This window comes from Tautonia sociabilis (assembly GCF_003977685.1).
GTDB lineage: Bacteria > Planctomycetota > Planctomycetia > Isosphaerales > Isosphaeraceae > Tautonia > Tautonia sociabilis.
The window spans coordinates 182,011-204,270 of record NZ_RYZH01000003.1 but is presented as its reverse complement, the minus strand read 5'-3'; the positions used below and the strand labels follow the sequence as shown (position 1 = coordinate 204,270).

The following is a 22,260-nucleotide window of genomic DNA, read 5'->3' as shown; positions in this document are numbered from 1 at the left end:
GATCGTCTCGCTGGAAACCCTCAGATCGCTCCCGATCATGCCATGAGTGGAAGTCGGCCGCCATCCCTGGCTCGGAAACCGTTCCCTGTGAGGTGGGAAGATTCGATTGGGAACGGTTTCTCCGAGAACGATCCGGTTTCGGAAACACTTCGTGCTTCCAGACGATCCGGGCGAGAGAGAAGGGATCGAGCGGATACGCTGACGATCTGATTCGAACAAGCAGGATTCGCAGGGCGAGCCGGGATCGCATCCGGTGTTGATCCCGGCTCAACTCCGGATGCGGCGTCGGGCATCGTCGCGGTTCAGCTCCTCAGCATGATCCCAGCCGCTTCACCGAGAAAACTCGGACCAGGAACGGGGTGGCCCGAGTCTCACCAGACCGATCACGGATTGACCTGATCATCAGGAGAGGATTCCGAGGCGGACTCTCCCGAGGAGGAATCGTCGGTGGAGCGATTCTTCTGGGTTTGGAAGCCAAGCCGATCCCAATCGAACGAATCGAACGCGCTGAACGGCGAGCCTGCGACTTCGGAGGGGAGGGCGTCGCTGAACTGATCGGTCAACCGTTGACGAACCTGAGCCAGCATGGGATAGAGCCGCTCGGTATAGAGCGACCGTTCCTCAGGGCTTTCGGCCAGACCGAATTGGAGGTTATAGGACCTCATGAAATTCAGGAGGACCGGCAACTCAATGCGTTCGACCTCTCCTGCCTGATCGAGCACATCCTTGACCTCCGGCTCAACGAGCATGGCCACCATGCCGGCCTGGGCCTTGAGATGCCGTATCGCCTCGGCGGTGGCGGGTCCAGGAAGATCGGCCTGACGAACGGCCTGGTAGAGTTCGTTGAGGGTCGAGCGCGCCTGGTCGATCAACTCGCGAGGAACAGGCTGGCCTTCTGGAATTTCGAGGATCTGACGGGCGATCTCCTCGTACCGCTCTCTTGGTTCGGTGAACGCCTCGGCCCGAAGCGCCGAGGGCCAACCCTCCCCCTCGTGAAGCATACGGTCGATGGAGACGGATGCGCCCTTGTGCGAGAACATGAAGGGGATGGTCTTGACCAGTGAGCCCGGCAACGCCAAGCCCTGAGCCGCATCACGAACGACGGAATCGGGGATGGCCGGGTCATCGAGCAAGAAGAGGATCGCGTTGAGCGCATCGCCGGACTCGATCTCTTGCGGAGTGGGATCGCTGAGGGTCCGGCCGCGAAGTTGTTGGCGAGCCTCATCCGCGCGCGACTCCACGCGAGCCGCCTGCGCCAGCGCATGTTGACGGCTCAGCATCCGGGATCGATAGAGATACTCGTTGAGTTCCATCCAGGTCTCGGCCCGGATGGCAGCGGCCTCGGAGGTCATCAGATCAGCCGCGCCGATACCTCGGGCAAACGCCCCCATGCCCAAGGCCGCACGGCCCAAGGGTGTGGCGGCGGAGTTCCAACCGCCAAAGCCGTACGCTCCGCCCGGCGGGACCGAGACAACTTGGGCTGCCGCATCGAGTGTCGGTCCGCAGACCAAGACGAAGCATACGAGCACCCACGCGCTCCTCCAAGTCGGATTGGCGAATCTTGAATCGCTTCTCATTACGATCGTCCTCATGGCTGGGTTCGACCAGCTTGCTGGCAAGACAGGTCGATTGGGAACTTCCGCGACCGGCCGCCCAAGCGTACCCGGCCACGACCTCAGTCGAGTTCCTCCCGCAATTGGAATACCAGCTGGCTCCGCCCGAGAATCGGCCCTCCGCCCCAGCCATCTTGCTCGGAATCGGAACAGGAACTGCGTAATCGATTCCCATCCGGCCTCGATGTGCCGGTTCGAATCGAACGGGTCCGGAGTATGTCCGCTCCCCAACCCGCGGAGGGCGGTCCGGCCGCGCGGTTCGTCGAATATCCAACCCTCAAAGGAGGACACTCATGATCGCGTTCTGGAACCGCCTTGGCATTCCAGTGATGATCGGGGGCCTGGCACTGTCGGGAGGCGTCAACGCTCAGGAGGGGGAGGGCCAGCCCGCTCTGACGACTCGGACCGACGCCATCGCCGACGCTGAGACGGCCATCGCCCCGGTGCGCCGGGTCAGCGAGCTTTTCAAGGGAGAGGTGAGGGGACCGGGTGACGAGGAAAAGATTGCCTCGATCAAGGACCTCATCCTTGATGGCCAAGGAGCGCCGCACTATGTGCTGATCACCCGAGGCGGCGTGGCCGGGCTTGGAGGAGAGACCATCGCGGTGCCGTTCGAGGTCGCCCGGCTCACCTACGTCGAGGACGGCGGCTGGCGGCTCACACTTGAGATGACGGGAGAGCAGCTCGCGCAGGCGCCGACCCTGGAGGAGGGCTCACTGGCCCCGTTGCGCGACCGGTCTTGGCTGCAAGCCAATCGCCAGTTCTTCGGGGCCAACCCGGCTGGGAACGATTCCGGAACCGGCGACGAGAGCTTCCTGTTCCGCGCCAGCGCCTTGAAGGATGCTCAAGTGCGCGGAGCCGGTGGCGACGAGTCGATCGCCAACGTCGACGACCTGCTGCTCGATGACGACTTCCGGGCGACCTTCGCGATCCTGGGCTTCGGCGGCATCGCCGGGCTGGGCAAGGAACAGGTGCCCGTGCCGTTCGACCGGCTCCGGCTCGACTCGGAGGAGGACGGGGGCCGCTCCGTCCTGATCGTGCGCAGCGACACGACCAAGGAGCGGCTGCAGAGTGAGACGGCTCCTCGGCTGGACGGGGAGTACAACCGAATGCTCGACCCGACGTTCGTGGAGAGGGTCCGCGAGTATTTCGGCGCCATCGATCCCGGAGCGGCGGGGCTGGAACGCCGGCCTTGAGGTCAATGCCTCTCGAGCATCCCGAACCGTCAACGACGCGCCTCGCCCCGCCCCCCGCTCCGGCCGGGGCGGGGCTCGTCGCGACCGGGTCGGGGGAGGTAAGATCAGGAGCGGCCGATGCCGAAGTAGGTGAAGCCGAGCTCGGTCATCTTCTCCGGGTCGTAGAGGTTGCGCCCGTCAAAGACGACGGGGCGGTTGAGTAGCCGCCTCATGATCTCGAAGTCGGGATTGCGGAACTCGTTCCACTCGGTGGCGATGGCCAGGGCGTCGGCCTGCTCGAGGCAGCCGTAGGGGCGGTCGCAGAAGGTGATGCGGTCGCCGTAGATGGCGCGGACGTTGGGCATGGCCTCGGGGTCGTGGACCCGAACCGAGGCGCCGGCCGCGAGCAAGGTGTCAATCAGGACGAGGGATGGGGCCTCTCGGATGTCGTCGGTCTTGGGCTTGAAGGCGAGGCCCCAAAGGGCGATGGTCTTGCCGTTGAGCCCCTCAGGGCCGCCGAAGAACTCGATGATCTTCCGGGGCAGGACGTGCTTCTGGGCCTCGTTGACCTCGTCGACGGCCTCCATCATGCGGCTGGACATCTGCTTGGACCGGGCCATGTGGATCATGGCGCGGACGTCCTTGGGGAAGCAGCTGCCGCCGTAGCCGACACCGGGGTGGAGGAAGTGGAAGCCAATGCGCTGGTCGTGCCCGATGCCTCGGCGGACGTCGTTGATGTCGGCGCCGTAGGCCTCGCAGAGGTTGGCCATCTCGTTGATGAAGCTGATCTTCACCGCGAGCATGCAATTCGCCACATACTTGGTCATCTCGGCCGATTCGGGGGACATGACCAGGAAGGGACGGTCGGTGCGGAGGAACGGGGCGTAGAGCTCGTGAAGCTTTTCGGCGACCTCGGGGCTGCGGACGCCGACGACGACGCGGTCGGGCTTGGTGAAGTCGTCGATCGCGGCGCCTTCCTTGAGGAACTCGGGGTTGCTGGCGACGTGGAAGGGCACGTCGGTGAGCATCGAGATGCGACGGCCCAGCTCGGCGTTGGTGCCGACCGGGACGGTGCTTTTGACGACGATGATCTTGGGGTGGTCCCGGTCGTCGAGGTGACGGGCGAGCTGCTCGCCGACGGCCCAGACGCCGCTGAGGTCGGCGCCGCCGTCATCCCCCTGGGGGGTGCCGACGGCGATGAAGACGATCTCCGCCTCCCGAATTCCCTCGGCCAGGTCGGTCGTGAATCGGAGGCGGCCGTCCTTCGAGTTGCGGAGGACCAACTCGGTCAGGCCGGGCTCGTAGATGGGGATTTCTCCCCGCCGGAGCCGCTCGATCTTTTCCGAAACCTTGTCGACGCAGACGACGTCGTTGCCGCTGTCCGCCAGGCAGGTGCCCTGCACCAAGCCGACGTACCCGGTGCCGATGACGGCGATCTTCACGGCGGTCTGCCCTCGTTGCTGTGGAGCCGGGATGCCCAGACGCTCCGGGTAATCAATCGAGCGCGGTGGGATCGGGCGGTGGACGGCTTCGGGAGGAATTCTAGGACATCCTCTCGCGTCGCCGGGAGTGATCCCTCGTCCGTGAGGGTTCGAGAGCGGCCCGGAGTCGGCTCGATCGGGCCGGATGCGGGACGGAGTCGGCATTATCGGGACTCCGTTTCAGGCGGACAACCCCGATTCCTGGCGTGATTCGGAGATCAGACGCCGGTGGAAGGGCCTCGGAGGCTCGAGGAGTCGGGGCATCGGCCGGGGGACTAAGAGGGGTCGTCCCCCCCGAAGGCGGCGTGGTCGATCGAGTCGATCAGGAGGGAGCGGACGGCCTCGGGGCCGTCGGCGGCCCAGCGATCGAGCCAGGAGGGGTCGGCCCACCGGCGGAAGAGGCGGCGGCGGGTCGTCGCGTTGGGGATGCGGGACCGGGCCAGGGGCCGAAGCTCGGCCAGCAGAAGGGCCATCCCGGAGGCCGAGGGTCCGAGGGCGACAGCAGCCCGGTCCCGGAGCGAGCCAGCCAGGGCCGGCCCGGCCCCTCCGGTGGAGACTGCCAGCAACAGCGGCCCGTCGCGATGAACGGCCGGCAGCGAGAAGTCACCGGAGGTCGGGTCGGAGGCGGCGTTGACGAGGATCCCGAGCCGTCGGGCATCGGCGACGACGAGGCGGTTGACCTCCGGCGTCGCCGAGGCGAAGGCAAGCAGAGCACCTTCGAGGTGCTCGGTCCGGTAGGGCTCGGCGAGGATCGTCAACCCAGGAGGTGGAGGGCCGGGGAAACCGACGGGATCGATGGCAACCACCTTCGCTCCGGCCTCGATCAGGCCCAGGGCCTTCCTCCTCCCCACCGCGCCGAGACCAACAACCGCGACGCGACGGCCCGAGAGGTCGAGGATGATCGGATAACCGCACATGGATCAATCGCCGGAGATGGAGTCGATCGGGTTTGTGGACCGGGGCCCTCGTCGACTTCGGAGGGAGCGTCTCGTATCCTGCGGGGAGGATCCCCATCCCAGTCCAGGAGCCGACCGCGATGACCAGTCGAAGAACCGTCCTCCGCCTGCTCGCCGGCGCCGCCTCGTCGGGGGTGATCCCCAGCTTCGACCGGTCGGCGACGGCCGAGGTCGTCCGGGTCGAGGCGCCTGTTCGGCCGGTGACGAGGGGACCGAAGGCCCATTTCTTCGGGTATTACGACAAGTGCCCCTGGGACGCCACGGGGCGCTTCCTGCTCGGCATGGAGATCGACTTTTGCGATCATCAGCCGGCGCCGGGTGATGAGCTGACCGTTGGCATGATCGACCTGGAGGACGGCGATCGGTTTCTCCCGCTCGATCGGACGGCGGCGTGGTCGTGGCAACAGGGAACGATGCTCCAGTGGCTCGGTTCGGCACCGGATCGGGAGATCATCTACAACGGGGTGGACGGCGATCGGTATGTCGCCATCATCCGGGACGTGCATTCCGGGACGTCGAGGACGCTCCCTCGCCCGATTTATGCGATCGACGCGAGCGGCTCGACGGCCGTGACGCTCGACTTCGATCGACTGAATCGCCTCCGCCCCGGCTACGGCTACAACGCGCTGCCGGAATCCCATCCCGACGACCCCGCGCCAGAGGACCTCGGGATTTATGCGATGAACCTCGCGACCGGCGAGAACCGGCTGATCATCCCGCTGTCCTGGGCGGCCTCGAACCGGGCGGACGACCGGTTCTCCGACGACGCGCACCACTGGTTCAACCACCTGCAATTCAACCCCTCGGGCACGTTCTTCATCTTCCTGCACCGCTGGGGGAGGCCGGGGACGCGCTGGGCCACTCGGATGTACGTCGCCCGGCCGGACGGATCGGACATCCGGCTGATCCAGGACACCGGCATGGTCTCCCACTTCGACTGGGAGGACGACCGCACGATCCTCGCCTGGAGCACGACTCCCGATCAGGGGAATGCCTTCTACCGCTTCGACATCGAGCGAGGAACCGTCGAGCCGATGGGACGGGACGTCCTGCCCCGGGACGGGCATTGTTCGTACTCGCCGGATCGCCGCTGGATCCTCAACGACACGTACCCGGATGCCAATCGGATGCAAACGCTGATGGTCTACCGGCCGGAGGACAACCTGCGCGTGGAGGTCGGCTCCTTCTACCTGACCCCGGAGCTGAGCGGGCCCGTCCGGTGCGACCTGCACCCGAGGTGGAACCGGGACGGGACCAAGGCGTGCATCGACTCGGCCCACGTCGACGCGACGAGGCAGCTCTACATCGTCGATCTGGAGTCGATCACCCGAGGGTGATCGACTCCAGGAGGACTGATCGGACCGCCGGGAGGCTCAGCCCCGATCCCCGTCTCGGCCTCGGTCGCGGCGATCGGGGCGGGTTTGCTTGAGGTCTTCGAGCTCCTGGCGAAGCTGGTCGAGCTGCTTGAGGACGTCGTCGAGCTTGCGCTCCAGTTCGGGAGACACCTGGCCGGGGAAGACGAAGGAGCGAGGCTGCATCGCGCCGCCGGGACCCGGTCGGAGCACGTTCCCCTCGGGGTCGATCATGACGCCAGGGCCGAAGAAGCGGAACCCTTCGGGCACTCCGGGAGGGGCGGGGGGAACCGGCGGGGCGGGGGCCTTGCGCGGAGTGACCTCGACGGTCGTCTCCTCGCCGTCCCGGATGATTGTCAGTTCGACCGGCTTGGCGCCGTTCTCCTGAACCTGCTCGGACAGCTCCCGGGCGCCGACGATCGGCTCGCCGCCCAGCGTGACGAGGATGTCGTTGGGCTTCAGGCCGGCCTCCGCCGCGGCGCTATCGGGGGAGACGCTCATGACGATCACGCCCTGGCCCTCCGGCAGTCCGAGCTGCGCGCGGACGGCGTCGTCGGGAGCCTCGATCGTGACGCCGATCACATAACGCTCGCCCTGCGGGGCATCGGCTCTGGGGCGCTCCACCTCGACCGTCCGCTCCTCTCCCTTGCGGAGCAAGGTGATCGCGAGGGTGTCCCCTTCGGCCGCTTCAAGGGCCTCGGAGAGGTCGGAGGGCTCGGAGAGGGTGGTCTCGCCGACCCGAAGCAGGATGTCATTCTCCTCGATCGTCCCCTTGGCCGGGCTGTCCTCGGCAACATTCGAGACGACCAGTCCTCCCCCCTCCGGCAGGTCGAGGTGGGAGCGAAGCACCTCCGGGGCGGGCCGGAGGGTCAGGCCGAGGACCGACTCCCCGTCGAGCTCGAACCGGAATTGCCCCATCTGGCCGGGCCCGAAGAACCGGAGGCCCCCCTCGGGACTCATGGGGAAGCTCCGCTCGAACTGACGGCGGATCGACTCGCCTAGCTCATCCTTCTGCTGGGGATCGATCCGCTCGAACCGAAACCGGCGGACCTGGAGGCGATCGGGGGAGGAGTGTTCCCCCTCCTGGCCGAGGGCGAACCCGGCCGGCACGACGGCCAGGCCGAGGATCAGCGACGGGCGGAGGAGTTGGCCGAGTGTCATCAGTCGTTCTCCATTGGGGTGGATGGCCGCGACGACCCTCGCGCCGCGGCTTCGGATCAGGGAAAGACGGGCCAGAACAGAGCCCGATCGTTCCCCGAAGGGGATCGCCTCGATTGCCCGAGGCGGGACCTGTGCGAGTCGACCGGCGCCCGCCCGAGCTGGTCCTCGGCGGGGCTCCCCTCAGCGAGCCCCGCCGTCGAACCTCCGGGATGAGGCGGTCCTGGAGCGCAGCGCGAGGACCCACCCGACGAGCAGGGGAGGCCGTCCATGAGAACTGGCCTCAATACGTCGTGCGGGGGGGGGATCGGAGCATCACCTCGTCGACGGGGATGGTGAGGTAGCGGCCGGAGTCGTCAAGCTGGACGGAGACGAGCCGGCGCTGGAGTTCAACGTCGAAGCCCTGGCGTTTCCAATCGCGCCAGACCCGGGCGGGGACGAACGGGGGCTGGTCTCGGAGCCAGCGGTCATCGATGCCCGGGCCGGAGAGGACCGGGAGCTGAACGACGGGAGCTTCGGGGTCGTCAGCCGTGGGGAGGTCAAGGAAGCCGATCGCTCGGATCGGGGGCTCCGAGACGGCGGGGTCGTCCGGTTGGCCGGCCGGATCGAGCGCGGCGACGGAGCGATCGGTCGGGTCGGGGGAGGGATCGGACCTGGAATCGGGGGTCGGGGGCGTAACCGTCTCCGACCGGGGCAGTTCGGCCAAGTGATCGTCCACCCGGGGCCTCTCCGGGCCGACCGAGGCTCGACCGATCAGGAAGGCGGCCAGGGAGATCCCCGCCGCCAGGGCCACCGGGGCGAGTCGGAATCGCAACCCGGGGTGGGGGGAGGGCGTGATGGGCTCACGATCGCATCGCTCGCGGTCGGCGATCGAACCGAGGGCGGCCCTCCAGGCCTGCGCCTCCAGGAAGGCGAGGGCGCAGCGGCGCCAGCCGTCGGGCGAGGAGTCGAGGCGGATCAGGAGCTCCCGGCGCTCGGCCTCGGGGAGGGAGCCGTCGACCAGTAGGTCGAACTGCTCGGGAGCGACGTCGAGGGGGGTTCGGTTCGAGTCCATCGGTCGTGCTCGCCGCGGGGGCGGCGGTCCGGGCGGTCGTCCGGCAACGGGGCCGGAGGCGGTTCAGTCGGAGGCTCCGGGGCGCATGAGGCGGTCGAGCCGGGACCGGAGTCGGACCCGGGCGCGGTGCAGTCGGGCCTCGACGGCCGATTCGGAGAGTCCGAGCCGGTCGGCCAGGTCTCGGCAGGACCAATCTTCGGTGTACTTCAGGAGCAGCAGCTCTCGGTCCCGGGCCGGAAGCTCGTCAACCGCCCGGCGTACCAGCCAATCGCGTTCCTCGGAGAGAAGCCAGGAGAGCGGGTCGGGCGTATCGTGACCGTCTCGGTCGGCGGCCTCTCGGGCATAGCGGCCGACCAGCTTCCGTCGGCGGCCCTGGGCCCGCCGATAGAGCAACGAGTGCCGGACGGCCAGCCGGTAGAGCCAGCCCCCCACCCGAGAAGGATCGGCCAGCGGAGCCCGCTGGGCCACGGCGGCCAGAGAAACCTCCTGCAGGACCTCGTCGACCCCCTCGGGCTCTCCCAGTCGGGCCCGGATCACGGTCCGGAGCCATCGACCATGCTCCGCCAGCGCGGCCGCCCAGTCGATGGCGGTCGGCCCGGCAGGGGATTCGATCGGGAGCGGGGTGGGGGGCGTCGCGGCCATGACGAGGAGAACGTTACCGCAGGGACCATTTCCTTGCGGTCATTTTCTCCGGGGCCCCCCGCAAACTCGGCAGGCCCAAACTCGATCTCCGATCGGGCCGGCCCCACTGGGGAGCGCCTCCGGCCGATCGAGGAGCGATGCGTGCGCCCGAATCCCCCGGAAGAACGACGATCCGGGGCCTCCTCATGCCATCGGTCGGTCTTCCACGATCGTCGGCATCAGATCGCGAAGCCTCCCGATCGGGGAGGATTAGGAAGCGGGCTCGGTGGCCCGCCAGAGCGCGATGCGACGGAGGGCATCCTGCGCCGCCGAGACGAGATCCTGACCCTCGGCCTCGAAGTGCTGGGAGACGGCCCGGTCGCCGATCACGGGGACGACGCATCGGAAGGTGACGGGCCCGCCGAACTCCCCCTCGACCCAGAACCGTCCGACGCCGAGTTCCTCCATGCGGCGCCGGATTTCGGACCACTCGCTGGCGGCGTTCTTCGCCGGGGTGTCGTCCTTCCCCGAGGCGAGCCGCACGCCGGGATCGACCTCGTCGGAGGGCGAGGAGCCTCCCTCAACGACCGGGCTCGATCCGGGAAGGACCGCGTGGGCCGGGGCGGTCGAGTCGGGAGCGTCGGACCAATCGGGTCGAGGGGACTCTTCGGCCCGAGTGGTCTCGGGACTTGCTTCGCCGGCGGCGTCAGGGGTTGCGGGCTGCTCGGTCACCTGGGAGACGAAGCGTTTCGGAAGACGGGAACGGGCCGCTTCGAGCAGCGACGGAGGAGGAATCGGGGCGCCTTTCCCCGAGGGGGAAGGCTCGGTGAGCGGCGATCCGTCCGCGGAGGCGGTCGAAGCGATCGAGGGCCCCCGAGGAGCCCGAATGGTCGACGAACCGTCCTCCGGATCGGACTCGGGGTCGGCGGCAGAAGCGGGCAAAGCCGGTCGGTCCGCTGGCCTGGACGCGAACGGGGACTGCCCGGCCACCGGGAGGGGGTTCGACTCGGCCTCCTGGGAAGGCATCGCCGATTCCGAGAGCGGGCCCGAGTCCTCCGGGACCGAAACCTCGGGAGCGACGGGGTCATCATCGGGGGCCGCCGGGGTACCGCCGACCGGTGCGTCCATCGCGGCGAGTTGCTGGCGAACCCAGTCGAGGCCCGGTCCGTTGACCACGGCCCCTCCGGAGAACGCCGCGAGAATGAGGAGCAAGGCGAACAGGCTCTGTCGCACGGCGGCCTCCCTGCCCGATCCCTCCGGTCGGGGACACTGGGCTCCCACCGGGGGCCGGCGACTCAAGCTTCCACGATCCCGATCGAATACGACTCCAGGTTTCGATCATGTTGAGTAGCAGATTCGGAGAATGGTCGCAAGTCCAGCCGGCGGATAGCCGATGGGCAGGAGAGCGCCGTCGCGTCGGTGGTCCGAGGAGCCGGCTCGGAATCGTACCGCCCCTCGAGGAGTGCTCCCGAGATGGCCACGAAGACGCCGCCGAGCATCACCGCCGAGCCGAGGCCGGGGCCCCCAACCCGGTCGGGGCGAGGTTCGGGTCGATTCCGGGGGCGAGTCGCTGCCGGGAATGCCTCCCGATCTAGCCGGGGATCGGCTAGGATCGGTCGTATGTTCGGCGCGATCGTCCAGGTCATGACGCTGCCGTTCCGGGTGCTGGCCTCGGCCTTCGACCTGCTGGGGCGGTTGTCGTCCCTGGCGCTCGGGTTTGGCCTGATGGTGGTGGGGGCGGCCCTGCTGGCTGGGCCCTGGATGCTGCTCGGAGCCCCGCTGTTCGGGTTCGGGCTCCTCCTCACGCTGCGGGCCCTGGGCTGATCGGCACGCTTCGGGATCGTCCCGGGGCTCGAGGGGCGAGTCGTAGCATGAGGCCCATCTACCTGGATCATAATGCCTCGTCGCCGATCGACCCGGACGTGCTTGAGGCCATGCGGCCCCACTGGCTGGCCCCAGGGAATCCCGACAGCCGGCACGGCTTCGCTCGGGGGCCAAGACGGGCGCTGGAGGAGGCCCGGGAGACGGTCGCTCGCGTGCTCAATGCCGATCCCTCGGGAGTGATCTTCACCTCGGGGGGGACCGAGGCCAACAACCTCGCCGTGCTCGGCCTCTCGGGGAGGAGACGCCCCGGGCATCTCGTGACCAGCCCGATCGAGCATCCCGCGGTGGCCGAGGCGGTGGACCTCCTGGAGCGGGAGGGGTTCGAGGTCGATCGGGCGGCAGTGTCGGCCGACGGCCGGGTCGATCCGGACGCGATGGCCGACCGGCTCCGGCCGGGGACCCGGCTGGCGACCCTGATCCTGGCGCAGAACGAGACGGGAGTGATCCAGGACGTCGGCCGGCTGGCTGATCGGGCCGGGAGGCTGGGGGTGCCGGTGCACACCGACGCGGTTCAGGCGGTGGGCCGGATCCCGGTCGACTTCAAGCGGCTCGGGGTGGCCTCGCTGGCCGCCAGCGCCCACAAGTTCCACGGGCCGGTCGGGGTGGGAGTGCTCCTGGTGCGCCCGGGCATCGAGCCGGAGCCGCTGCTCTTCGGAGGGGGGCAGCAGAAGGGACGCCGGCCGGGGACCCAGGCGGTGGCGCTGGCGGTCGGCCTGGCCGCGGCGCTGGAGCGCTGGGATCGGGAACGGGAGGAGCGGACCCGGCGCTGGGCCGTGTTGCGGGATCGGCTGGAGCGGGCTCTGGTGGACGGGCTGGGGAGGGAGGCGGTCGTGAGGACCGGGCCGGACGACCCGTCGGCTCGCCTGCCCCAGACGGTGCATGTCGGCTTCCCGGGGGTGGATCCGGATGGCCTGCTGATGCAGCTCGATCTGCTGGGGGTGGCGGCCTCGTTCGGCTCGGCGTGCGCGAGCGGGTCGAGCCGGCCGTCTCCGATCCTGGTGGCGATGGGAGTCCCGGGGGATCGCCTGCGGTCGTCGGTTCGGTTCAGCTTCGGGGCGACGACGACGGCAGCGGAGGTGGACGAGGCGGCGGTGAGGATCGTCGAGGCAGTCCGGAGGGCGGCCGGAAACCTCGGGCAGCGGTGACGTGTCGAGGGCTCTCGCCGAGAGCCCGCCCCGCAGCCGGAATCGGCCACGGGGCGGGCCGAGGTCATCGGCTCGAGGCCATCCGCATGGAAGGCGGATGGTTTCTAGACTGGAGTTCATGGACAGCCGCCTCCAGCGACTTCAGTGCGGCGACCGTCTCCCGAGAAACCTCCAGGTGGCCGTCGATGAGCCCCTGGATCTGCTCCTGGTAGAGTTTCTGGTTCTCGGCGTTCTGGCCCATCAGACGGTTGATCTGCTCCTGGAAGGAGGCCTGGGCCGAGGCCACCCGGCTGTTGAACGTTTCGGTGATCTGGGTCAGGCCGTTCTGGGTCTTCTCCTGTTGCTTCAGGAACAGGATGACGGTCACGATGAGCGCCGCGACGCTGCCTCCGCCGGGGAGCATTTTGAGCAATTCGATTTCCACGATCGGACTCTCCGGGTCGCAAGGTGCACCTGCGATGGGGGATTGGGGTGGCACTCCTGCGGGGGTCCCTCCTCAGCCGCGGGCCTCCGTCGCGGTCCGGTTCCCGAAGCTGAGGTTCCCTCGACCCAGGGGCGAGTCGGTGGGTGGGCGTCGCGCCCGGCCGCATCGTCGACGGTCGTCGAAACCGGAGCGGTGCCCGTCGTCGGGCTCGGGGCGGGCGGCGTCGGCCTGGCCGGCAGGGCCCTCGATCGGATCGGGAAGGGGGCGGTGCTCGTCGCCCCTTACCATGAAGATCAGTCGCCGAGGGGAGGCGCAGACAGGTTTTTGTCCCGGAATCACGGACGAACACCGGGAGAAGGGCGGACGGATCAGGCGTCTCGGATCGATGCAGAGGGCGGCTGGCGGGTGGGGGAGGTGAGCGGATCGACGGCCAGAGGCTTGAGCGCCTCGGCCATGGCCGAGGCGGACGGCCATCGATCGGCGGGGTTCTTCTCCAGCGAGCGGCGGAGGATGCGGTCGAGCGCCTCGGGGGCGTCGGGGCGGTGGGCGCGAAGCGGGACGGTGGGGTGTTCGAGGGTCTTGGTGATCGAGTCGGCGTCCTTGGGGTCGAAGTCGAGGAAGGGATAGTGGCCGGTGAGCAGGTAGTAGAGGGTGGCGCCGGCGGAGTAAATGTCGGCCGGCCACTTGACCTCCCGGAAGTCTCGGATGTGATCGGGGGAGAGGAACCCCATCGAGCCGCCGAAATCCCCCTCGATGGTCAGACCATTGAACCCCGCCTCGTCCCGGAAATTCTTGGCCAGGCCGAAGTCGGACAGTTTGACCAGCGGGCGGCGGGCCCCCCCCATGACGAGAACGTTGGATGGCTTGATATCTCGGTGGACGAACCCGCGGCGGTGGGCGTGATCGAGCGCCAGTAGGAGCTGGACGCCGATCGAGCAGATGGCGGGGATCGGAGGGGGGCCGGGCTGGGCCTCGACCCACCGGAGGGCCCCCTTCCCATCGACGTACTCCATCAGGAGCTGAAACTGACCCTCGTCCTCGATCGCCTCGTAGAAGGCGACAATATTGCGGTGCCGGAGGTTGCGGAGGACGTTCATCTCCCGGAGGAAGTAGGCTCGGGCCCGTTCACTGGCGGCGACGATCGGCATCATCACCTTGAGGGCGACGGGCAGCTTGTCCGACTCACGCCGGGCGAGGAACACTTCGCCCATCCCGCCGCCGCCGATCCAGGACTCGATCCAGTAGCCTTTCGGGGGCCTCGGATAGCGGCGGCGACGGCTGGCGCACGAGGGGCAGTACCACTCGACGTTCTCGCCAGGAGAGGCCGAGATGGTCAGGTCCGGCGGGGCGTGCGTGCCGCAGCCTCGGCAGGCGACCGGGAGCAGGCCCGAGGACTCGATGACGACCTTGAAGGCGCTGTTGCCGGCGGTGATGAGGTCGCCGTGGTGCAGTCGGGAGTGCTCGACGCGGACGCCGTTGACCCGGATGCCGTTGGTGCTACCGAGGTCGCGCACCGAGCAGACCGGCGGGTTGACCTCGACAAGGAAATGGTGCCGGGAGAGGAAGGGGTCGTCGGGCATCGGGCACTGGGCGTCGTGTGCCCGGCCGACGACGAAGGTGGCGTGCCTGTTGAAGGAGAACGTACGCCCCAGGTGCGGCCCGGCGCTGACTCGCAACTCGGTCTTCATGATCGGGACGCCCTTGGAGGGGGGCCGTTCCGCATTCGATCGGATCGATCGGGTCGGGTGGTCAGTCGGTCAACCGGGCTGGCGTTCCCGGGCGATCTCCTTGAGCCGCCTCAGGTCGAGTTTGCCCGTGCCGAGGACGGGGATCTCGTCGACCGGGAGGAAGTCGTCAGCCGACGGGATCCACAGCTTGGGGAGCGGCCCCTGGTGCAGTTTCCGGACCAGATCCGGAGGGGAGATTCCCAGCTCGGGCGTGTAGAGCACCACGAGACGCTCGCCTCGCTTGGAGTCGGGCAGTGACGTGACGACAGCAACCTGGTCTGAGGTCCCGGCGGCCTCGAGAATGGCCGATTCGACGGCGCCGTGCGGGACCATCTCGCCGGCCACCTTGGAGAAGCGGTTCAGGCGGTCGGTAATGACGATGAAGCCGTCCTCGTCGACGAGCCCCAGGTCGCCGGTCCAGTACCAGCCGTCTCGGAGGACTTGAGCGGTGGCCTCGGGATGGTTGAGGTAGCCGGCCATCACCTGCGGCCCCTTGATGCAGATGATCCCCTCTCGCCCCGGGGGAAGTTCCTGACCGCTCTCCGGATCGACGACCTTCACCAGCGTCCCGGGCATCGGCTGGCCGACGGTGCCGGGACGGTTCCCCGGCACGGGGCGGCCGTCGGCAGCCTTGCGTTCGTAGGGGGAGTTCACCGAGACGACCGGGCCCGTCTCGGTGCAGCCATACCCTTCCAGAGGCTCGATCCCCCAGGCCTCCCGGATCCGCTCGGCGAGCTCGGGTTTGAGCTTCTCGGCGCCGAGGACAAGCAGGCGGACCGAGGCAAAGTCCTCCCGCTTGCATCGCTTCAAAAAGCCTCGGACGAACGTGGGAGTGGCGAGAATGACCGAGGCCTTGTGCTCCCTGGTCAACCTGGCAACGACCTGGGCCTCGAGCGGGTTGGGGTGGTAGACCGCTTTCAGCCCGATGCAGCAGACCGTCCAGAGGGGCACGGTGAAGCCAAAGGAGTGAAAGAAGGGAAGGATCCCAAGCACGACATCGCCCGGGGACAGATGGATGTGATGCTGAATCTGGAGGGCGTTGGAGAGGATGTTTCGATGCGTCAGGACAACCCCCTTGGGCTGCCCGGTCGAGCCGGAGGTGAAGATGATCGTGGCGGGCGAATCGAGATCCTCGTCGCGGAGGCCAGGGAGGACCGAACCCAACAGTCTGGTCGGCATCAGCAGGGCGACCGCCGCGGCCCAGATCTTGTCGGTCGCGCCGACGAGCGGGGCCAGATCCTCCAGGAGAAGTATTTCCCCCTTCGGGCGGAGCTCGATCCGGTCGAGCATGCGCCTCGACGAGAGAATGTGCGTGATCCCCGCCTGGTCGACAGCCGAATCGACCGACTCCTGACTGGAGGTGTAATTGAGGTTGACCGGGACCCTCCCCCGGAGGGTCAGGGCGATATTGGTAACCGCCCCGGCACAGGAAGGCGGCAGAAGCACGCCGACGTTCCGGGCCGGGCCGAGGACCCGTTCCAGGACCCGTCCCAGCGCCAGCGACTTGAGGAGGGCCTGCCGGTAAGAGAGCGAGGCGCCGGTGCTGTCGACAAAGGCCGGATCGCCCCCCCTGGCCCGGCTGGTGGTGATGAAGGCCCTCCCGAGCGAACGCCAACTCGGCGGCAACGCCGGCATCGGCACCAGCGGCAGGGGGACGGTCGCTGTTCCGTGCGGACGTGCGGCGGTCTCGACACTCATCAGAATCACTCCCGACACCCAGAGGGCGGCGCGGCTCGGGATCCGCAGGGGGGGCCGCGGTGACGATTAACGACCATACGCCATCGGATCGCCCCGAGCAATGGCGGCCCAAGGCGATTCGGGCCATCGGCTTGGGGGGCAAGGCTCCAGAATGTCACCCCTTGGCTGTACCCTGGGAAGACGCCCCCAGGTCGTGCCAGACCGGATCGAAGGACCAGGAGGTTTCGGGGGAGGCCTGAAATAGTCGGCCGCCCCGGCGCGTCGATACCGGCGACGGCAACGAGGGCCCCCGATGGAGCCTCCCAGCGACTTTGCCCGATCGGGAGCCTCCGGCGGACCGAGCCCCGGATCGGATCGACTGAGCCCGACCCAGGTCGCGGACCTGTTCTCCGAGATCGGGCCGGAGCTCTCCCGGTTCCTGCTCGGGGTGCTGCGCAACCCGGACCTGGCCCAGGACGCCCTGCAAGCCACCTTCACCAAGGCCCTGGAACGAGGACACGAGGCCAGGCCGGAGTCCCTCCGGGGTTGGCTCTTTCGGGTCGCCTACCGGGAGGCGATCACCTTGCGCCGCCGGGATTCGAGGCGACATCGCCTCCAGCGAGGGCTCGCCTGGATGATCGAAGCAACCTCGGAGGACGACCCGAACGTCGACGACCCGATCGTCCGCCGGGAGGCGGTCGAGGCCGTGCGGAACGCCCTGGACACCCTCCCCCCGGCGTACCTCGACGTCGTTCGGGCCCGCATCTACGAGGACAAAACCTTCGCCCAGATCGCCCGGGACCAGGGCCTCCCCCTCGGGACCGTACTGACTCGGATGCGGAGGGCCCTGGAACGGCTCTCTCGCCGCCTCCGAGACGAGGAGTTGCAATGACCCCCCCTGCCCTGCTCGACGACGATCTCCGGTGGCAGGCCTTCCGGTATCTCGCCGACGAGCTTGACGAGGATGGTCGGCGTCGGTTCGAGGCCCGGCTCGAGGCCGATCCCGACGCCTGCGCCGCGCTGGCCGAGGCGGTCGAGCTGGTTGCCTCCTGCCTCCGGCTCCCGACCCCGAGCGGGCTCCCGAAGGGCTCCCGCTCCCGAGCGTTCCCGGTGGTCGTCGGGGTGTTGATCGCCGCCCTGGTCCTCGCGGCAATGGGGATCGATCAGATCATCGGCCTCGGCCCGAGGGAGCGGCAGGAGCGGGGCACGATTGAGCCGGGCATCGCCGTCGAACGCGCCTGGTCGCATCTCCAGAGGGAAGTCGGCCCCCTGGACGGCCTGATCGACCCGGCCGAGGGGGACTGGCCGGAAGAAGAGACGGCCGATCCGGCGTGGCCCGCCGGCGAGGACGGGGAAGATCCGGAGCCTCCCGGCTGGCTGTTGGTCGCCGTCAAGCTGGACGGGGGGCCGGACAGCCCCGAGCCGCAACCGCTGGAGAACTGAAGACATGTGCCGAGTCGTCCGGACGCTCGTCGTCCTCGCGATCGTCTCGGTCCCCATCCCGGGATCGCCGGCGCAGGAGCCGACGCGCCCCTCCGGCTCCACTCCCGGAGACGGGGAGGAGCCCCCCGACGCCCGGGAGAAGATGGCCCTGGAGTTCGTCCGGCAGCACCATCCGGAACTCGCCGGCCTGCTCGCTCCCCTGAAAACCATGGACCGGGGAGCCTACGACGCGGCCATCCGGGAGTTGTCTCGCACCCGGGAGAACCTGGATCGGCAACGTCGTCGGGATCCGGAACGAGCCGGGCTGGTCCTCTCGAGCTGGAAGGCGACGTCGCGGGTCGACCTGATCACGGCTCGGTTGATCAGCAAGCCGGACGACAAGCGAGAACGGGAGCTCCGAGAGGCGATCGCCGAGCAGCTCGCCGCCCAGCTCGCCCTCCAAAAATACGACCGAGCCCGCTTGCAAGAGCGGCTGGAACAGCTTGACCAGCAGATCCAGCGGCTTGAACGCCGGGGAGACGCGACGATCGAGTCACGCTTCGATGCCGCGATGAAGAAGGTGCAACGCGTCCGTCGCCAAAACGACAGCGGCGAGGGAGTCCGGCCAGCCGCCCCCTCACCGCGTCCGATTCGCTCGGAAGAAGGAGACCGACCGTGATGATCCGATCCCTCGCCGCGATCCTCGCGGTGCCGCTGGCGCTCTGGGCCGGTTCGGACCGCTCCCGGGCGGCCGATGTGCTGCCTCCGGCCTCGGCTCGATTCGCTGGCCCCACGGCCGACGAGGTCCCCGACTTCCAGCGCCACGTCCTGCCCCTGATGGGCCGGCTTGGCTGCAACGGCCGGGCCTGCCACGGCTCGTTCCAGGGACAGGGGGGCTTCCGGCTCTCGCTCTTCGGGTACGACTTCCAGGCCGACCACGACGCCCTGATGGCCGAGGGGGAGTCTCGGGTGGACCTGGAGGCTCCCGAGTCGAGCCTCATCCTCGAGAAGCCGACCCTCACCCAGCCCCACGAGGGCGGTCAGGTGCTCGAATATGATACGTGGGAATACCAGCTCTTGCTCCGGTGGATCGAAGCCGGAGCCGAGCCGGCGGCGCAGGGAGCGGTCTTCGAACGGCTGGAGGTCATGCCGAGCGAGGTCGTCTTCCAGGAGGAGGGCGAGACAACCCAGTTGAAGGTGATCGCCCACTGGTCGGACGGATCGATCGAGGACGTCACCTGCCTGACCCGGTTCCAGACCAACGATGAGTCGATCGCCGAGGTCGACCGCGACGGCGAGGTGACCAGCACCGGCCCCGGAGACACCTACGTCGTCGCCTTCTACGACAACGGCGTGATCGGCACGCAGGTCATCCGCCCGGTAAGCGACCGCTTCGGCGGAAACGCCCCTGAGATCGCCTCGCCGACAGAGATCGACCAGCACATCGCCACAAAGCTCAAGAAGCTGGGGATGGTTCCCTCGGAGGTCTGCTCCGACACCGAGTTCCTCCGCCGAGTGAGCCTCGATCTAACCGGATCGCTGCCGACCCCGGAGGAGATCCGGGCCTTCCTCGCCGACGAGGATCCGGAGAAGCGGGCCAAGAAGGTCGACGAGCTCTTGGCTCGTCCGACCTACGCGGCCTGGTGGACCAATATGCTCTGCGATCTCACCGGCGCCTCGCCGAACAACCTGCGCGGGCAGGCCGCCAGCGTGACGATGGCCCGCCACTGGTACGAATGGATCGAGCGCCGGGTCGCCGAGAATGTCCCATATGACGAGCTGATCGCCGGCATCGTGCTCGGGACGAGCCGGGAACCAGGGCAGGACTACGATGCGTACCTGGAAGACGTCGCGGCGCTCTATCGCGAGAACGACCCGGCGGACTTCGCCGATCGGGAGACAATGCCCTACTTCTGGGCACGTCGGAACGTCCGCCAGCCCGAGGAAAAGGCGCTCTCCTTCAGCTACGCCTTCCTCGGCGTCCGCCTGGAGTGCGCCCAGTGCCACAAGCACCCGTTCGACCAGTGGACGCAGGACGACTTCCATCGGTTCACCGCGTTCTTCCAGCCGATCTCCTACGGCTTCCCGCCCCAGGAACGCGACCGGATCCGGGAACTGGAGAAGGCACTGGGGATCGCCGGAAAGCCGGGAGGCGTGAAGCGTCGCGAGATCGCCAAGCGGCTCCAGGAGGGGGAGATCGTCCCCTTCGAGGAGGTCTACGTCGTCGCGTCCCGGATGCGAGGGAACCGACGCGGGGCGTCGTCCCGGTCCGGAGCGGGACGGGCGGTAACCCCTCGGGTCCTCGGCGGGGACGAGGTCACACTGGCCGGGTACTCCGACCCGAGGGAGCCGCTCATGGAGTGGCTCCGGAGCGAGGAGAACCCGTACTTCGCGCAGGCGTTCGTCAATCGGGTCTGGGCCCGGTACTTCGGCCGGGGGATCATCGACCCTCCCGACGACATGAACCTCGCCAACCCGCCGAGCAACCCGGCCCTGCTGGAGGCGCTCACCCGCGGGTTCGTCGCCAGCGGCTTCGACATGAAGTGGTTGCATCGGGAGATTACAGGCAGCCTCGCCTACCAGCGCAGCTGGAAGCCAAACGACACCAACTTCCTCGACGAGCGGAACTTCAGCCGGGCCATCGTCCGTCGCCTGCCAGCGGAGGTCCTGCTCGACGCGGTCTTGCAGGCAACCGCGGGGCCCGAAGAACTCACCCGCTTCGCCGTCGAGGCCGATCAGCGCGCCTTCGGCCCCCGGCAGCGGGCCGGGACCGGCCGGGGAAACGCGAACTACGCCGAGCGCGTTTTCGGCCGGTCTCCCCGGGACACAAACTGCGACTGCAGCCGATCGGACGACCCGAACCTGCTCCAGCTCATCTACCTGCAGAACGACCAGGAGATGCACGCCGCGATCGATCGCCGGGACGGCTGGGTCCGGTCGCTTCGGAAGCAAGAGGAAGGGGCCCCTGATGCCCTGATCGAGGAGGCGTTCCTGCGCACCCTCTCCCGGCGACCCAATCCCGAGGAACACGAGGCCTCGAACGCGTACTTCGAGGGCTCGAAGGGTGCCGAGGAGGGGCTCCGCGGTCTGCTCTGGGCGCTGATGAACACCAAAGAATTCATAACAAACCACTGATTCGATCCGGCCGCCTCCTGGCGGGGATGCCCCCGGAGCGGCCAATCCTCTCCGACCTCATCGACGCGAGCTATTCCCGAATCCCCCTTCCTTCTTCTCCGCGGGAGGCCTCCTCCGATGGCCACGAGTTGGACATGCGACGGCGTGCGACGCCGCGACTTCCTGAAGGCTGGCGTCTTCGGCGGCGCCGGGCTGGGCCTGTCGTCCTTCCTCCGACTGGCCGAGGCCGGCGAACTGAAGGGCGGCAAGGCGACGGCCGCCATCCACATCCACCTGGGCGGCGGCCCGTCGCACCTGGATACGTTCGACCCGAAGCCAGAGGCCCCCGAGGGGATCCGGGGAGAGTTCGGGACGATCGCCACCGCGGTTCCGGGCATCTCGATCGGCGAGCATCTGCCGAGGCTTGCCGCCTGTGCCGACCGATACACGATCGTCCGGGGGGTCAGCCACACCCTGGCCGCGCACGACCTGGGGACGAAGTACCTGAACACGGGCAACCGTCCGCTACCGTCGCTGGTGTACCCGGGGTACGGGTCGGTCGTGAGCAAGGAGCTGGCCGCGCCGCCGGACCTCCCGCCGTTCGTGGCAATCCCGACCACGCCGCAGGTGGCGGGCTACCTGGGGGTCGAATACGCGCCGTTCAGCACCCAGGCGACGCCTCGCGCCGGCAGACCGTTCAACGTCCGGGGGATCGCCCTGGGGGGCGGACTGACGGTCGAGGAGATCGACCGTCGACGGGACCTGCTCAAGAGCCTGGACCAGGCCTTCGCCGGATTCGAGTCGAGCGACCTCGTCAACGGCCTCGACGCCTTCTCGCAGCGGGCCTACGACATCATCAGCTCACCGAGGTCCCGAGAGGCGTTCGACATCAGCCGGGAATCGTCGTCGATCACCTCCCTGTTTGGCGAGGATCCCTTCTCCCAGAGCTGTCTGCTGGCAAGCCGGCTGGTGGAGGCGGGCGTCCGGTTCGTGAGCGTCTCCAACGGCGGTTGGGATACGCACCAGGACAACTTCAACCGCCTGAAGGACCGCAACCTGCCGCAGCTCGACGCGGGCCTCTCCGGCCTGTTCCTCGCCTTGGAGCAGAAGGGGCTGCTGGACTCGACCCTTGTGTTCGTCTCCGGCGAGTTTGGCCGCACGCCGAAGGTGAACCAGCGGGGAGGCCGGGACCACTATCCGAGGGCGATGTTCGTCCTCCTGGGGGGCGGCGGGATCGCCGGCGGCCGAGTGGTCGGCGCCAGCGACGAGACGGGCTCCGGGCCGATCGACGGGAAGGGGATCACACCGGACGACATCGCGGCGACCGTTTACGACCGGCTCGGCATCGATCCGGCCAAGGAATACCACACGCCGACCGGCCGGCCGGTGGCGATCGTCCGCAACGGGACGCCGATCGCCGAGGCGCTGGCCTGATCCGGAGGCCGGGGGGATCCGGG

At 68.4% G+C, this 22,260-nt stretch carries 19 protein-coding genes; 9 read left to right on the top strand and 10 right to left on the bottom strand.

The features are described 5' to 3' along the window. Positions 1-383 precede the first annotated feature (383 nt). Positions 384-1,529, bottom strand: a complete 1,146-nt coding sequence (locus TsocGM_RS02935; RefSeq protein WP_126723817.1) for a hypothetical protein — start codon at positions 1,527-1,529, stop codon at positions 384-386. Positions 1,530-1,906: 377 nt separating this feature from the next. On the opposite strand from TsocGM_RS02935, the gene TsocGM_RS02930 reads away from it, so the two are divergent. Then, entirely contained in the window at positions 1,907-2,809 is a 903-nt protein-coding gene (locus TsocGM_RS02930; RefSeq protein ID WP_126723816.1) for a PRC-barrel domain-containing protein, read from the top strand. 104 nt (positions 2,810-2,913) lie between these two features. Here TsocGM_RS02930 and TsocGM_RS02925 read toward each other — a convergent pair whose 3' ends face one another. Together TsocGM_RS02925 and TsocGM_RS02920 are read right to left on the bottom strand one after the other, a co-directional pair. Continuing rightward, positions 2,914-4,230 (bottom strand): UDP-glucose dehydrogenase family protein, encoded by a 1,317-nt coding sequence (locus tag TsocGM_RS02925; RefSeq protein ID WP_126723815.1) that lies wholly within the window; start codon positions 4,228-4,230, stop codon positions 2,914-2,916. Positions 4,231-4,544: 314 nt separating this feature from the next. Beyond that, positions 4,545-5,186 carry a precorrin-2 dehydrogenase/sirohydrochlorin ferrochelatase family protein gene (locus tag TsocGM_RS02920; protein ID WP_126723814.1) on the bottom strand — a complete coding sequence of 214 codons (642 nt, stop codon included), beginning with the start codon at positions 5,184-5,186 and terminating at the stop codon, positions 4,545-4,547. A gap of 119 nt (positions 5,187-5,305) precedes the next feature. Between TsocGM_RS02920 and TsocGM_RS02915 the strand changes: the two genes are divergently transcribed. Next, a complete protein-coding gene (locus tag TsocGM_RS02915) occupies positions 5,306-6,562 on the top strand; it encodes a hypothetical protein (protein ID WP_126723813.1) in 1,257 nt (418 codons plus the stop codon). A 36-nt stretch (positions 6,563-6,598) separates the two neighbouring features. Here TsocGM_RS02915 and TsocGM_RS02910 read toward each other — a convergent pair whose 3' ends face one another. From TsocGM_RS02910 to TsocGM_RS02895, 4 genes are all read right to left on the bottom strand, one after another. After that, the gene (locus TsocGM_RS02910) at positions 6,599-7,738 is read right to left on the bottom strand and encodes a PDZ domain-containing protein (protein WP_126723812.1); all 1,140 of its coding nucleotides are present in this window, start codon (positions 7,736-7,738) and stop codon (positions 6,599-6,601) included. 280 nt (positions 7,739-8,018) lie between these two features. Beyond that, positions 8,019-8,789 (bottom strand): hypothetical protein, encoded by a 771-nt coding sequence (locus TsocGM_RS02905; protein ID WP_126723811.1) that lies wholly within the window; start codon positions 8,787-8,789, stop codon positions 8,019-8,021. Positions 8,790-8,852: 63 nt separating this feature from the next. Continuing rightward, positions 8,853-9,431 carry an RNA polymerase sigma factor gene (locus tag TsocGM_RS02900; protein ID WP_126723810.1) on the bottom strand — a complete coding sequence of 193 codons (579 nt, stop codon included), beginning with the start codon at positions 9,429-9,431 and terminating at the stop codon, positions 8,853-8,855. Between the two features lie 249 nt (positions 9,432-9,680). After that, positions 9,681-9,953, bottom strand: a complete 273-nt coding sequence (locus TsocGM_RS02895; protein ID WP_126723809.1) for a hypothetical protein — start codon at positions 9,951-9,953, stop codon at positions 9,681-9,683. Between the two features lie 1,077 nt (positions 9,954-11,030). On the opposite strand from TsocGM_RS02895, the gene TsocGM_RS02890 reads away from it, so the two are divergent. Together TsocGM_RS02890 and TsocGM_RS02885 are read left to right on the top strand one after the other, a co-directional pair. After that, entirely contained in the window at positions 11,031-11,234 is a 204-nt protein-coding gene (locus TsocGM_RS02890; protein WP_126723808.1) for a hypothetical protein, read from the top strand. Between the two features lie 47 nt (positions 11,235-11,281). Further along, a complete protein-coding gene (locus TsocGM_RS02885) occupies positions 11,282-12,439 on the top strand; it encodes a cysteine desulfurase family protein (protein WP_126723807.1) in 1,158 nt (385 codons plus the stop codon). 64 nt (positions 12,440-12,503) lie between these two features. On the opposite strand, the gene TsocGM_RS02880 is transcribed toward TsocGM_RS02885, so the two are convergent. The 3 genes from TsocGM_RS02880 to TsocGM_RS02870 form a co-directional block, all read right to left on the bottom strand. After that, the gene (locus TsocGM_RS02880; RefSeq protein ID WP_126723806.1) at positions 12,504-12,863 is read right to left on the bottom strand and encodes a hypothetical protein; all 360 of its coding nucleotides are present in this window, start codon (positions 12,861-12,863) and stop codon (positions 12,504-12,506) included. 368 nt (positions 12,864-13,231) lie between these two features. Further along, positions 13,232-14,551 (bottom strand): FHA domain-containing serine/threonine-protein kinase, encoded by a 1,320-nt coding sequence (locus TsocGM_RS02875; RefSeq protein ID WP_126723805.1) that lies wholly within the window; start codon positions 14,549-14,551, stop codon positions 13,232-13,234. A gap of 69 nt (positions 14,552-14,620) precedes the next feature. Then, entirely contained in the window at positions 14,621-16,288 is a 1,668-nt protein-coding gene (locus tag TsocGM_RS02870) for an AMP-binding protein (protein ID WP_126723804.1), read from the bottom strand. 292 nt (positions 16,289-16,580) lie between these two features. On the opposite strand from TsocGM_RS02870, the gene TsocGM_RS02865 reads away from it, so the two are divergent. The 5 genes from TsocGM_RS02865 (at position 16,581) to TsocGM_RS02845 (ending at position 22,237) form a co-directional block, all read left to right on the top strand. Next, complete coding sequence (locus TsocGM_RS02865; RefSeq protein WP_126723803.1) at positions 16,581-17,159, top strand: RNA polymerase sigma factor; 579 nt, start codon at positions 16,581-16,583, stop codon at positions 17,157-17,159. After that, positions 17,156-17,710, top strand: a complete 555-nt coding sequence (locus TsocGM_RS02860; RefSeq protein WP_126723802.1) for a hypothetical protein — start codon at positions 17,156-17,158, stop codon at positions 17,708-17,710. The genes TsocGM_RS02865 and TsocGM_RS02860 overlap by 4 nt, the downstream gene beginning before the upstream one ends. Before the next feature lie 4 nt (positions 17,711-17,714). After that, positions 17,715-18,368, top strand: coding sequence for a hypothetical protein (locus tag TsocGM_RS02855; RefSeq protein WP_126723801.1), 654 nt, complete (start codon positions 17,715-17,717; stop codon positions 18,366-18,368). Further along, positions 18,368-20,824 (top strand): DUF1549 and DUF1553 domain-containing protein, encoded by a 2,457-nt coding sequence (locus TsocGM_RS02850; protein ID WP_126723800.1) that lies wholly within the window; start codon positions 18,368-18,370, stop codon positions 20,822-20,824. Before TsocGM_RS02855 ends, TsocGM_RS02850 begins: the two co-directional genes overlap by 1 nt. Positions 20,825-20,941: 117 nt before the next feature. Further along, positions 20,942-22,237 carry a DUF1501 domain-containing protein gene (locus tag TsocGM_RS02845; protein WP_126723799.1) on the top strand — a complete coding sequence of 432 codons (1,296 nt, stop codon included), beginning with the start codon at positions 20,942-20,944 and terminating at the stop codon, positions 22,235-22,237. Positions 22,238-22,260: the final 23 nt, after the last annotated feature.